Origin of the sequence: Morganella psychrotolerans, from assembly GCF_001676155.1 — a bacterium.
In the GTDB taxonomy this organism is placed as follows: Bacteria; Pseudomonadota; Gammaproteobacteria; order Enterobacterales; family Enterobacteriaceae; genus Morganella; species Morganella psychrotolerans.
Genome location: NZ_LZEW01000012.1, coordinates 32,705 through 45,487, shown reverse-complemented (window position 1 = coordinate 45,487; position 12,783 = coordinate 32,705). Strand labels below are relative to the sequence as shown.

Genomic DNA, 12,783 nt, shown 5'->3' with positions numbered 1-12,783 from the left:
TCCGGCCTTCTTACTATTTTTAATCAATACATAAACAGATTGTAATGCCTGACCCCGGCGGGATAAAGACATAAAAAAACCCGGCTGGTGTTACCGCCGGGTTTCTGTCACAGATATTTATACAGTTGATACAACCATGGTGATGATTAAGGCTGCTTATCGTTTTCAGACGATTGCACATCCGCATCATCAGAACCGGTATTTTCCTGAACCGGTACCTGGTTGCTGCTTTCCGGCGGACGGGTATCCGCTTTCGGCTTATCACCTTCCCAACCGGCAGGCTCACGCACTTCTACGCGGTTCATCAGGTCATCAATCTGTGGTGCATCAATGGTTTCATACTTCATTAATGCATCTTTCATGGTGTGCAGAACATCTAAGTTATCCATCAGAATCTGGCGGGCGCGTTTATAGTTGCGCTCGACTAACTCACGGATTTCCTCATCGATGGTCCGGGCGGTTTCATCAGACATGTGCTGTGCTTTCGACATAGAGCGGCCTAAGAACACTTCACCTTCTTCATCCGCATACAGTAACGGTCCCAGTTTTTCTGAGAAGCCCCACTGTGTCACCATGCTGCGGGCAATGTTAGTTGCCACTTTGATATCATTTGATGCGCCTGTTGACACATGCTCCGGCCCGTAGATGATTTCTTCAGCCAGACGACCACCGTACAGAGTCGAAATCTGACTTTCGAGTTTCTGACGGCTGGCACTGATCTGATCACCTTCCGGCAGGAAGAATGTCACACCCAGCGCACGTCCGCGCGGAATAATCGTCACTTTATGGACAGGATCATGCTCCGGAACCAGGCGACCGATGATGGCGTGTCCGGCTTCATGGTAGGCAGTAGACGCTTTTTGCGCTTCTGTCATCACCATGGAGCGACGTTCAGCACCCATCATAATTTTATCTTTGGCTTTTTCGAATTCGTTCATCGTCACCACACGCTTGTTACCGCGTGCCGCAAACAATGCCGCTTCGTTCACCAGGTTGGCAAGATCCGCACCTGAGAAGCCCGGTGTACCACGCGCCAGTACTGACGGCTCAACATCCGGCGATAACGGAACACGACGCATGTGAACTTTCAGGATCTGCTCACGCCCGCGCACATCCGGCAGACCGACCACGACCTGACGGTCGAAACGGCCCGGACGCAGTAATGCAGGGTCAAGCACATCAGGACGGTTAGTTGCCGCGATAACGATAATACCTTCGTTACCTTCGAAACCATCCATCTCTACCAGCATCTGGTTCAGAGTCTGTTCACGTTCATCGTGACCCCCGCCCAGACCTGCTCCGCGCTGACGACCGACCGCATCAATCTCATCAATAAAGATGATACAAGGTGCCGTTTTTTTCGCCTGTTCAAACATATCACGGACACGGGATGCACCCACGCCCACAAACATTTCAACGAAATCAGAGCCGGAAATAGTAAAGAACGGTACTTTCGCTTCGCCGGCAATAGCTTTTGCCAGCAGCGTTTTACCGGTACCCGGAGGTCCCACCATCAGGATCCCTGTCGGGATTTTACCACCGAGCTTCTGGAAGCGGCTTGGTTCGCGCAGGTATTCCACCAGCTCGCCCACTTCCTCTTTGGCTTCATCACAACCGGCCACATCTGCAAAAGTGGTTTTCACCTGATCTTCTGTCAGCATGCGCGCCTTGCTTTTACCGAAGGACATCGCACCTTTTCCACCACCGCCCTGCATCTGGCGCATGAAGAAGATCCAGACACCAATTAACAGCAGCATCGGGAACCACGAAATGAAGATAGTGGTCAGAATCCCCGGTTCTTCAGGTGGTTCGCCCACTACGCTGACGTTTTTGTTCAGCATGGTGTTCAGCAGTTGGTTATCCTGCATCGGCAAGTATGTGGTGTATTTGGAGCCGTCTTTTTTAGAGACGTTAAGATCACGATTGGAAATACGAACTTCGCGCACCTGATCCTGTGCTAACTCAGTGATAAAGGTAGAGTAGTCCACCTTACGACTGTTTGAATCGCCTGGGCCAAAACTCTGAAACAAAGACATCAGCACAACTGCGATGACCAGCCAGAGAATTAGGTTTTTCGCCATGTCACTCAAGGGATTAACCTCTTTTTACATCTGTGTTAACAAATAAAGCACAGGGTACTACACTTTCCACCCTGTCGCTACAATGTATACTTCACGCGATCGGGCCCGCGAAGCATCGGGTTTACGGACTTTCACTTTGGTGAACAGGGAACGAACATCCCGGAGGTATTGATCAAAGCCATCTCCCTGAAAGACTTTGATAATCAAACTACCCCCCGGTGCCAGAGCAGACCGGCACATATCAAGCGCCAGCTCAACCAGATACATCGCGCGCGGAATATCAACTGCTGGTGTTCCGCTCATATTTGGTGCCATATCTGACATAACAACCTGGACTTTTTTGTCACCAACGCGCCCCAGTAAGGCATTGAGCACGTTTTCATCACGAAAATCTCCCTGAAGGAAATCAACACCGACGATAGGATCCATCGGTAACAGGTCACAGGCAATTACCCGCCCGGACTGACCTATGTGATTTACAGCATATTGTGACCAACCGCCCGGTGCGGCACCCAGATCCACAATAGTCATACCCGGTTTAAAAATATTGTCGCCCTGCTGAATCTCTTCGAGCTTAAACCAGGCACGAGAGCGAAGCCCCTTTTTTTGCGCCTGCAGGACATATTTATCACTAAAGTGTTCCTGCAACCAGCGACTGGAGCTTGCTGAACGTTTTTTTATTGGCCATTGTGATTTCCGACTAACCTGTTATTTCTGACTCAGTTTTTTCGCTTAACGATACGTAAAGTGCGATTACCACGAATAATACCTCTCACCTAATGATGGTGATAAGCATGATATGGCGGTAGAATACACCGTTTTCAATAGTTATTAAGTAAAAAAAAACAATGAACCTCACTAAAAAGCAAGTCCAGCACCTGAAAGCGCTCGCGCATCATTTAAACCCGGTTGTCATGATTGGCAACAACGGACTGACTGAAGGCGTTCTCGCAGAAACTGAAGTCGCTCTTACGCATCATGAGCTTATCAAAGTTAAAATCGCGGGCGAAGACCGCGAAATGAAAGCATTGATCGCTGATGCGATTGTGCGCGAGACCCGTGCGTACAATGTGCAAATTATCGGTAAGATCCTGGTACTGTATCGTCCGTCAGAAGCACGGAAGATCATTCTACCTAAATGATAATTGCATATTTATAAAAAAAATGCCACCAACAGAAGATTTCTGAATATATCATCTTGTTGGTGGCATTCCTTTTTACGTTTTCTGAAATGTAAAGTTCAGTAAAAAAGCACCTCAGTGCCTTTTCCGCATGAGATACCCGTATTATGAAATATCGTTCCGGCAACCGTCATCCGGTCTGCTGAACGACAAGACTTACAGGTATTCCACCTTAAGAACTTCAAACTCAACTTCACCGCCCGGCGTCTGAATAACGACAGCATCATCGACTTCCTTACCAATCAGCCCGCGGGCAATCGGTGAGTTGACTGAGAGCAGATTCGATTTGATATCCGCTTCATCATCACCCACGATACGATAAGTCAGTTCTTCATCCGTGGTGACATTCAGTACAGTGACTGTGGCACCAAAAATAATGCGGCCATTATTAGTGATTTTTGTGATGTCGATCACCTGCACGTTGGAGAGTTTAGCTTCAATCTCCTGAATGCGGCCTTCACAAAAACCCTGTTGTTCACGGGCAGCGTGGTATTCTGCGTTTTCTTTCAGATCACCGTGCGCACGGGCTTCCGCGATATCGGCGATAATTTTCGGACGGCGCTCATTTTTCAGAAATTCTAATTCTTCACGCAGTTGGTCTGCGCCGCGTACCGTCATAGGGACTTGTTTCATTCTCTACCTCTGAATCATTCCTAAGTAATATTCATATCATCCTGATTAAACGATAACAGTACCGTATGCGCCATGTGTGGCACACTACTATTAAGTAAAACCGTGTAAATTTGCGCTGATACTGTCATCATTATGCGGACATCATCAGCACTGTAACGCGTTATCCGCGCGGGCTGTACTGAAATCCTTACCCGGCATTCTATCCCGGTGTGCAGTGTCGGTCATCGTTTACTTTTACCAGCCCGGGGCTTTAGTATAACGGCTTCTCAACCCGGATTGTGATGGATAGGTCGCTCAATGAACTTTTTTACCCGGACCGCTTATGCGATGGGATTGTCTGTATTACTTACCGGTAACGCGCCCGCCACCCCGGTTGAACAATATACCCAATATCTGCCGGCAGGTACAAACCTGGCTCTGATCGCGCAGCGCGTGGGGGATTCACAACCTATTGTCGAGTATCAGGGTCAGCAAATGGCAATGCCTGCCAGCACCCAGAAAGTGGTCACTGCGCTTGCCGCCCTCCTGCAACTTGGGTCGGATTTCCGTTTTATCACGACCCTGGAAACCAAAGGACAGCTGAACGGTAATATATTACAAGGGGATTTAATCACCCGTTTTACCGGGGACCCGACGCTGACCCGCCAGCAGATCCGCAATATGGTCAATGAGCTGCGTAAAGCGGGTGTACAGACTATTCAGGGCGATCTGGTGATTGATATCTCTGCGTACGCCAGCCATGACAAAGCACCGGGCTGGGTGTGGAATGACCTGACACAATGCTTCAGCGCCCCGCCGGGTGCAGCAATTATTGACCGCAACTGCTTTTCAGTCACTCTCTATCCCGGCGCAAATCCCGGTGATATCGCGACTATCCGCACGGCAAGTTACTATCCTGTCACCATGTTCAGTGAAGTGAAAACTCTGGAGCGCGGTTCTGCTGAGGCCCGCTTTTGCGAGCTGGATGTCGTGCCGGGCGAACTGAACCGCTATACCGTCACCGGCTGTATGAATCAGCGCAGTGAACCTCTGCCGCTGGCCTTTGGTGTGCAAAACGGCGCAAGTTATGCCGGCGCGATAGTGAAAAACGAGCTGATACAGGCGGGGATCACACTGAGCGGCAATGTCCGCCGTCAGACACATCCGGATCAACCCGGCACCGTGCTGGCACAGGCACAATCCGTACCACTGCATGACCTGCTGACAAAAATGCTGAAAAAATCCGATAATATGATTGCCGATGAAGTTTTCCGGACAATCGGTCGCAGTTATTATGGTGTGCCGGGCACCTGGCGCTCAGGTCAGGAGGCTGTACGCCATATCCTGAAAGAGAAAGCAGGGATCGACATGGGCAATACGGTGATGGTTGATGGCTCCGGATTATCACGCCATAACCTGATAACACCGGCAACAATGATGGATGCGCTGCAATTCATAGCCAAACATGATGATCAGCTGCAATTTATTAAAATGCTTCCGCTGTCAGGTTATGACGGAACGCTGCAATACCGGGGCGGTCTGACAGAAGCGGGGGTAAACGGCAAGCTTTCTGCCAAAACAGGCTCCTTACAGGGCGTTTATAATCTGGCAGGGTTCCTGACTACCGCCAGCGGACAGCGTATTGCATTCGTGCAATTTATCTCGGCTTATGCCGTTCCGCCTGCTCAGCAGCGCAGCCGTCGTGTACCGCTGGTCCGGTTTGAAGGTCATTTGTATAAAGATCTCTATCGTAACTATTAATCGTAGCCTGCCTATAACAAGTCTCCCTGCATTATCAGGGAGACTTAATACTATTTTATAGTAATTTATAACTCTGTAATTTCACTCTGCAAACAACAAACGGAAGATTAAAAAGAGCAGGTCGTTATACGTAACTGATTTATAAATACAATTTATTGACAAACCACTACCATAATATATTTATCAATAGAATCAGGGCAGCTGATAACAGTAATGATATTAATCATATATTTTAATGGCATGGGAAATACACTTTAATTGTATGATGAAAATAAGCTAATCATTTAATACAAAATAAACATATAAAAATTAATATATGAAAATATATTAATCTCTGAATAATTAACTATCAGGGATAATCATTATCCATAATGACGTGACTTTATGCATAAAATATCGGTAGATAGTCTTTTCAATAAACGACTTATACCGGTTTTATCCGGGTATAGTTGCATGCCAAAAACCCGCCTTTTAAGAAATTGGTATGCTCTTATTTTTCTGATTATTATAAATAAAAATACGTTCATACCTGCTTTATCCGGGCATAAAAAAACCCGGGGCATCAGCACCGGGCTTCTTATTACTCAGGACATTATTTCTGGTAGATGAATTCGATACCTTCTTCATCATCTTCATCCCAGTCATCATCGTCCAGGTCATCAGTCAGATCGTCTGCCTGCTCAAGCTGTTCCTTGTGGTAATCATCCCACATGAAATCGACTTTTGCATCATCAACAACAACGGCGGCTTCAGCAGCTTCACGCGCATGCGTATTCAGGAATTCCATCAGATCCCAGCACAGTGCTTTCACGCCCTCGTGATTCACCGCAGAGATCATATAGAACTTATCTTCCCAGCCCAGCGCATCGGCGATCGCCTGAGCGCGCGCTTTAGCTTCTTCCGGATCAACAAGATCAATTTTGTTGAAGACTAACCAACGTGGCTTTTCAGCCAGTTTTTCGCTGTATTTCTCCAGCTCACCCACAATGATTTTCGCATTTTCAACCGGATCACTTTCATCAACCGGGAAAATATCAATGAGGTGCAGAAGGACGCGGCAGCGCTCCAGATGCTTCAGGAAGCGGATACCGAGGCCTGCGCCGTCGGATGCGCCTTCAATCAGCCCGGGAATATCAGCAACCACAAAACTCTGTAAGTTATCCATCCGTACCACACCCAGGCTTGGTACCAGGGTAGTAAACGGATAATCCGCTACTTTTGGCTTCGCCGCAGAGACAGAGCGGATAAACGTGGATTTACCGGCATTCGGCATACCCAGCATGCCCACATCAGCCAGCAACATCAGTTCCATCATCAGTTCGCGGGCTTCACCCGGCGTTCCCATGGTACGCTGACGTGGTGCCCGGTTGACGGAGGATTTAAAGCGGGCATTGCCCAGACCGTGATATCCGCCTTTAGCAACCATCAGGCGCTGTCCGTGCAGCAACATGTCGCCCAATACCTCATTGGTCGCCGTGTCGCGGATACGGGTACCTACAGGCACATGAATAAAGATATCACTGCTGTGCCTGCCGGTACAGTCACGGCTTTGTCCGTTTTGTCCCCGTTCTGCGCGGAACGAATTTTCGAAACGGTAATCAATCAGGGTATTGAGATTTTCATCGGCTTCGAGGTAAACATCACCACCATCACCGCCATCTCCGCCATCAGGCCCGCCTCGCGGAATATATTTTTCGCGGCGGAAGCTGACGCAACCATTACCGCCATCTCCTGCCACGACCAGGATCTTCGCTTCATCTACAAATTTCATTATTTTTCTCCGTAACGTTGCCGTGTCCGGACTATCGGGTCCGTATGCCCAGGGATGACGTTTTACGCATATAAAAAGCCCTGCAAAAAGGTTTGCAGGGCTTCGGACTCGGTTAAGACGTGAAAAACTTATTCAGCAGCTTCGATGCTGATATATTTACGGTTTTTCGGGCCTTTAACTTCGAATTTTACTTTTCCGTCAGCTAATGCGAACAGAGTGTGGTCGCGACCGCAACCTACGTTTGTGCCGGCGTGGAACTTAGTACCACGCTGACGAACGATGATGCTGCCTGCTAAGATAGCTTCACCACCGAAACGTTTTACACCCAGACGTTTTGCTTCGGAATCGCGACCGTTTCGAGTCGAGCCGCCAGCCTTTTTGTGTGCCATTGATCTGCTCTCCTAATTCTTAAGCGATACCGGTGATTTTAACATCAGTGAACCACTGACGGTGGCCCTGCTGTTTCCGGCTGTGTTTACGACGACGGAATTTAACGATTTTAATTTTATCGCCACGACCGTGTGTAACCACTTCAGCTTTGATTGTAACACCTTCAACGACTGGAGCGCCGATCTTGATGTCTTCACCATTTGCAATCATCAGAACCTGGTCAAACTCAACAGTTTCACCTGTTGCGATGTCCAGCTTTTCCAAGCGAACGATTTGACCTTCGCTGACCCGGTGTTGTTTACCACCACTTTGGAAAACCGCGTACATATAAACTCCGCTTTCCGCACACCCCATAAATTTGATTCTGAGAGTGCACTATAAAATTATTCACATAGGGCGCGGATTTTACGCAAAAACGCTGCTAATGACAAGAGCTGAAACCGATCTAATAGTAAAAAAAACGTCACTTTGCAGATAGCCGTTTATTTGAAACTTTTTTACAGTACAATCATGAAGGGCAAAAAACACTGCTATCATAAACCATTACCTTTGATCGGGATGTCAAAAACAAGGTTAAAGCCAGTATCATGAACTCAGAACAAATAATCGCGCTGACTGCTGATGATATGACCGCAGTCAATCAAAAGATTCAAAAACAGTTAACCTCAGATGTATCACTTATTAACCAGCTGGGTTATTACATTATCAGCGGAGGAGGGAAAAGGATCCGCCCGATGATCGCTGTGCTGACCGGCAGGGCTCTGGGATACACAGGTGACAAACATATTCAGGTCGCCGCATTGATCGAGTTTATCCATACTGCAACACTGCTGCATGATGATGTGGTGGACGAATCAGATATGCGCCGTGGTAAACAGACTGCAAATGAAGTGTTCGGCAACGCCGCAAGTGTGCTGGTCGGTGATTTTATCTACACGCGATCGTTTCAGATGATGACGGATCTTGATTCCATGCGCGTCCTGAAGCTGATGGCAGAAGCCACGAACGTGATCGCGGAAGGTGAAGTACTGCAACTGATGAACTGTAATAATCCGGAGATAAGCGAAGCGGACTACATGCAGGTTATCTACAGTAAAACGGCCCGTTTGTTTGAAGCCGCTTCACAATCTGCCGCGATCCTGGCCGGTGCCACACCGGAACAGGAAATTGCCCTTCAGAATTACGGCCGTTATCTCGGTACCGCATTTCAGCTGATTGATGATGTGCTGGATTATGATGCAGATAATACGACACTCGGTAAAAATACCGGTGATGACCTGGATGAAGGTAAACCCACACTTCCGCTGCTTCATGCCATGCATAACGGCACACCGGAAGAGTCCGCACTTATCCGTCAGGCCATTGAACAGGGTAACGGGCGTCATCTGCTGGAGGCGGTTCTCACCACGATGAAACGCTGCGGCTCCCTGACATATACCTATAACCGGGCTGAAGAGGAAGCGGACAAAGCTATTGCCGCGTTATCCTTATTGCCGGATTCACCTTATAAAGCCGCACTGGCAGGCCTTGCACATATCGCAGTACGCCGCTCCGCCTGACCATAAGCAAACGGGATCCTTTTGAGGATCCCGTTTTACTATTCCGGCTTTTCGTCCTGCTCCCGGTTCCCCGGAAGATGAAGCTCATGTGCATCGAGATGCTGGATCAACTGAGCCAGCCCTTCCCGCAGGATAAATGTCACAATCTTCTCCCGCTCCTCGCGGGTCAGCTGATAATAGGCTTCCACCCATATCAGAAACGCATCCTGCCGCTTCGCCTGGTAACTTGCGCTGTTATCGCATGCATGCAAAATAGCCTGGACTTCATCCGGCAGGCTATCCACGCTGTATTCAACCGCTTTACCCTGCACACCGCGTTTACGCCGCTGATGCCAGCCTTCCCGTCTCGCCATCAGGTTGACACCTTGAGGAGATGATGGCAAGCCCGCCAAACCAACCAATTCCTTCGCGGAATACCATTCTTTTTTCATCTTTTCTCCTGCAACCCATTTTCAGCAAAAAACTGGCTCTCTAAGTGCTAAAACGTAGTCAGCTCGCCAAGTACTTTCCCAAAAATGACAAATGCGTTAGTTACACTTAATTTTTTAACAGTTTCTGGATAAATACCAAATTATTCGACATCATTTGACAAACGTAAGGATAAAATATCACCTTTTTATGAATAGTCGGCATTTTTCAACCTAAACACTGTAAATCATTCGTGTAATGAAAATAGATCAGAAAATGATACCCGATCCGGTGTCATCTCTGACGCATCATGCCTGACAACAGGTAAAAATCTCTTTCGTTTCATCAACAAGCTCCTTATGTTAAGTAAGTAAATACTCTTACCGCGTTCATTTCCTTTGTGCTGCCTACACATTTTCATTCTGTTTCTTAATTCTGTAACAGAGTTCAAAAAAGATATTTTTAAGAAAAAATTTAAGAAAATATTTAGAAAAATAATGGTATTTTATTTTCTTAATAACGAATTTGGTTCACCTTTAATGTGATAGCGACCCGTTATTTATACCACTAACACGACATTAATCTAAAATAAAAAGGACTCAATATATGGATTCCGGTAAATCCGACTGGCACCCTGCCGATATTATCGCATCGCTGAAAAAACGGGGGACAACCCTGGCTGCGCTGTCACGGGGAGCCGGACTCAGCTCCTCAACGCTTGCAAATGCCCTTTCGCGCCCGTGGCCAAAAGGAGAATGGATCATTGCAAACTTTCTTACAGTCCATCCGTCAGAGATATGGCCCAGCCGTTATTTTAATTCTATCACAGGTGAATTATTAGATAGGAAAATAAGAGAGAAGATAACTAATTAATTTTTATATATAGTTATAAAACAATAAAACCGCTAATCATTATTAGCGGTTTTATTTACGATTCAAAAAAAACAAATACAACTATTCGGCTAATTTAGCTGTTAATAAATTTCTCACCGAGCGCAATATCCGCTTTCAGAACATCGAGCATACCATTCAGGGCTTTTTCCTCGTACGCACTGAGTGAACCGATATCCAAACGCTTTTCAACCCCGTTTTTCCCTAATACCACAGGTTGAGCGAAGAAACGGGCATATTTGCCGTCACCTTCAGTATAGGTGCACTCCACCACATTGCTTTCACCCTGCATGGCGCGCACCAGAGATAAGCCGAAACGTGTCGCTGCCTGACCCATAGAAAGTGTTGCAGACCCGCCACCCGCTTTAGCTTCCACCACTTCTGTACCGGCGTTCTGAATGCGCCTGGTCAGACTGTCAATCTCAGCATCACTGAAGCTGACACCCGGGATTTGCGACAGCAGTGGCAGAATAGTAACACCGGAGTGTCCGCCAATGACCGGCACTTCCAGCTCCTGTGGTTTTTTCCCTTTCAGTTCAGCCACAAACGTGTTGGAACGGATAATATCCAGCGTAGTGACACCAAACAGGCGGTTTTTGTCATACACACCGGCTTTTTTCAGTACTTCTGCTGCAATCGCGACTGTGGTATTCACCGGATTAGTAATAATACCAATCAATGCTTTCGGGCAGGTTTTGGCTACCTTTTCTACCAGGTTACGGACGATTCCGGCATTGATATTGAACAGATCAGAGCGATCCATTCCCGGTTTACGGGCAACACCGGCAGAAATCAGAACAATATCCGCGCCTTCTAATGCCGGAGTCGGGTCTTCACCGGCGAACCCGGTGATACGGACATCTGTCGGGATGTGGCTGAGATCTTTCGCCACTCCGGGAGTGACCGGCGCAATATCATATAAGGCAAGATCTGAGCCTGAAGGAAGTTGGGTTTTAAGAAGAAGGGCGAGGGCCTGACCAATACCACCTGCTGCTCCGAGAACTGCAACTTTCATCTGATACTCCTTGACTTGGGACTGTGAGCACCGATTCAGTGCCTGGCACGAATCAGCGCATGAGGGCTGAAAATACAATATTTTAACAGACTGATTGCATATTCACGCATTTAAATCTGTTTGTCTATAGTGACATTATTCTAAACAAATCGCTTATCTGTTAATGAGATAAGGGGCACTATTCTGACAATTATTTTACTTTAAACGCACTTACGGTCACACTCATTAATATATCAATGAGCGGCTGTTAACAACATCATTTGATTAACATTATTTTTACCTATGGGGATAAACCAGCCGGGCGGAAAAGTAAAACTCATTACGTGAGCCACTCACCAATTTTGATCATTGATACCATTTTATATATTCAGGCATACGGGTTTGATTTGCATAAAAATGCATTTATACGCATAATAATAGCGTTTGTTGCTAATTTTTCAGGAATGACTATGCGCGCACCTTCTAAACAAGAAGATTTAATCAAAGCGTTTAAAGCGCTGTTGAAAGAAGAAAAATTCAGTTCTCAGGGGGAGATTGTCACTGCCCTGCAGGAAGAGGGCTTTGAAAATATAAATCAATCCAAGATTTCCAGAATGCTGACGAAGTTCGGCGCCGTCCGTACCCGTAATGCGAAAATGGAAATGGTTTACTGTCTGCCTGCGGAGCTGGGCGTTCCGACTGCCACCAGCCCGTTAAAAAATCTGGTGCTGGATATTGATTATAACGACTCTGTCGTGGTGATCCGCACCAGTCCGGGAGCTGCACAGCTGATTGCCCGCCTGCTGGATTCCATCGGGAAATCTGAGGGTATCCTCGGCAGTATTGCCGGTGATGACACCATTTTCTCAACACCGGCACAGGGTTTCACAACAGAACAGCTTTGTGAGGCCATTCTGGCACTGTTCGAGCAAGAGTTGTAATACCGGCTTCCGGCATAAAAAAACCGCGCGGTGAGCTATGCTACCGCGCGGTTTTTTTTTGTATACCCTTATTCATTCAAACTGCAGGTTCGTTGGCTGCACTCAGCCCGCCGAGTCACATACTAATGTATGCTCCCCGGCGGGCGGAGCTTGCCGCCTTCCCGCATCCTGAATGACGTTGGGTATAATTAATG

13 protein-coding genes are annotated in these 12,783 nt (G+C 47.3%); 5 read left to right on the top strand and 8 right to left on the bottom strand.

The features are described from left to right. Positions 1 to 146: 146 nt before the first annotated feature. Positions 147 to 2,090 carry an ATP-dependent zinc metalloprotease FtsH gene (gene ftsH, locus AYY16_RS10590; protein WP_067366034.1) on the bottom strand — a complete coding sequence of 648 codons (1,944 nt, stop codon included), beginning with the start codon at positions 2,088 to 2,090 and terminating at the stop codon, positions 147 to 149. A gap of 48 nt (positions 2,091 to 2,138) precedes the next feature. Further along, positions 2,139 to 2,762, bottom strand: coding sequence for a 23S rRNA (uridine(2552)-2'-O)-methyltransferase RlmE (rlmE, locus tag AYY16_RS10585; protein WP_067366031.1), 624 nt, complete (start codon positions 2,760 to 2,762; stop codon positions 2,139 to 2,141). Positions 2,763 to 2,929: 167 nt separating this feature from the next. Here rlmE and yhbY point away from each other — a divergent pair, with 167 nt between their 5' ends. Further along, a complete protein-coding gene (gene yhbY, locus AYY16_RS10580; RefSeq protein WP_067366029.1) occupies positions 2,930 to 3,223 on the top strand; it encodes a ribosome assembly RNA-binding protein YhbY in 294 nt (97 codons plus the stop codon). Between the two features lie 195 nt (positions 3,224 to 3,418). On the opposite strand, the gene greA is transcribed toward yhbY, so the two are convergent. Continuing rightward, positions 3,419 to 3,895: a transcription elongation factor GreA gene (gene greA / locus AYY16_RS10575; RefSeq protein ID WP_067366026.1), complete on the bottom strand. Its 477-nt coding sequence runs from the start codon at positions 3,893 to 3,895 to the stop codon at positions 3,419 to 3,421. 297 nt (positions 3,896 to 4,192) lie between these two features. On the opposite strand from greA, the gene dacB reads away from it, so the two are divergent. Next, on the top strand, positions 4,193 to 5,635 hold the full coding sequence (gene dacB, locus AYY16_RS10570; protein WP_067366024.1) for a serine-type D-Ala-D-Ala carboxypeptidase: 1,443 nt from the start codon (positions 4,193 to 4,195) through the stop codon (positions 5,633 to 5,635). Positions 5,636 to 6,227: 592 nt separating this feature from the next. Here the strand turns inward: dacB and cgtA are convergent. The 3 genes from cgtA to rplU all read right to left on the bottom strand — a co-directional run bounded on the left by cgtA (position 6,228) and on the right by rplU (position 8,123). Then, positions 6,228 to 7,406 (bottom strand): Obg family GTPase CgtA, encoded by a 1,179-nt coding sequence (gene cgtA / locus AYY16_RS10565; protein WP_067366022.1) that lies wholly within the window; start codon positions 7,404 to 7,406, stop codon positions 6,228 to 6,230. Positions 7,407 to 7,534: 128 nt separating this feature from the next. Continuing rightward, complete coding sequence (rpmA, locus tag AYY16_RS10560; RefSeq protein ID WP_067366019.1) at positions 7,535 to 7,795, bottom strand: 50S ribosomal protein L27; 261 nt, start codon at positions 7,793 to 7,795, stop codon at positions 7,535 to 7,537. Between the two features lie 19 nt (positions 7,796 to 7,814). Continuing rightward, entirely contained in the window at positions 7,815 to 8,123 is a 309-nt protein-coding gene (gene rplU / locus AYY16_RS10555; protein ID WP_067366017.1) for a 50S ribosomal protein L21, read from the bottom strand. Positions 8,124 to 8,383: 260 nt separating this feature from the next. On the opposite strand from rplU, the gene ispB reads away from it, so the two are divergent. After that, positions 8,384 to 9,355, top strand: a complete 972-nt coding sequence (gene ispB / locus AYY16_RS10550) for an octaprenyl diphosphate synthase (protein ID WP_067366014.1) — start codon at positions 8,384 to 8,386, stop codon at positions 9,353 to 9,355. A gap of 38 nt (positions 9,356 to 9,393) precedes the next feature. On the opposite strand, the gene AYY16_RS10545 is transcribed toward ispB, so the two are convergent. Further along, the gene (locus AYY16_RS10545; protein WP_067366011.1) at positions 9,394 to 9,786 is read right to left on the bottom strand and encodes a DNA-binding protein; all 393 of its coding nucleotides are present in this window, start codon (positions 9,784 to 9,786) and stop codon (positions 9,394 to 9,396) included. 583 nt (positions 9,787 to 10,369) lie between these two features. Here AYY16_RS10545 and AYY16_RS10540 point away from each other — a divergent pair. Further along, positions 10,370 to 10,636, top strand: a complete 267-nt coding sequence (locus AYY16_RS10540; protein ID WP_067366009.1) for a helix-turn-helix domain-containing protein — start codon at positions 10,370 to 10,372, stop codon at positions 10,634 to 10,636. A gap of 94 nt (positions 10,637 to 10,730) precedes the next feature. Here AYY16_RS10540 and mdh read toward each other — a convergent pair whose 3' ends face one another. After that, positions 10,731 to 11,669, bottom strand: a complete 939-nt coding sequence (mdh, locus tag AYY16_RS10535; protein ID WP_067366007.1) for a malate dehydrogenase — start codon at positions 11,667 to 11,669, stop codon at positions 10,731 to 10,733. Positions 11,670 to 12,118: 449 nt separating this feature from the next. On the opposite strand from mdh, the gene argR reads away from it, so the two are divergent. Continuing rightward, positions 12,119 to 12,589 carry a transcriptional regulator ArgR gene (gene argR / locus AYY16_RS10530; protein ID WP_067367210.1) on the top strand — a complete coding sequence of 157 codons (471 nt, stop codon included), beginning with the start codon at positions 12,119 to 12,121 and terminating at the stop codon, positions 12,587 to 12,589. Positions 12,590 to 12,783 lie beyond the last annotated feature (194 nt).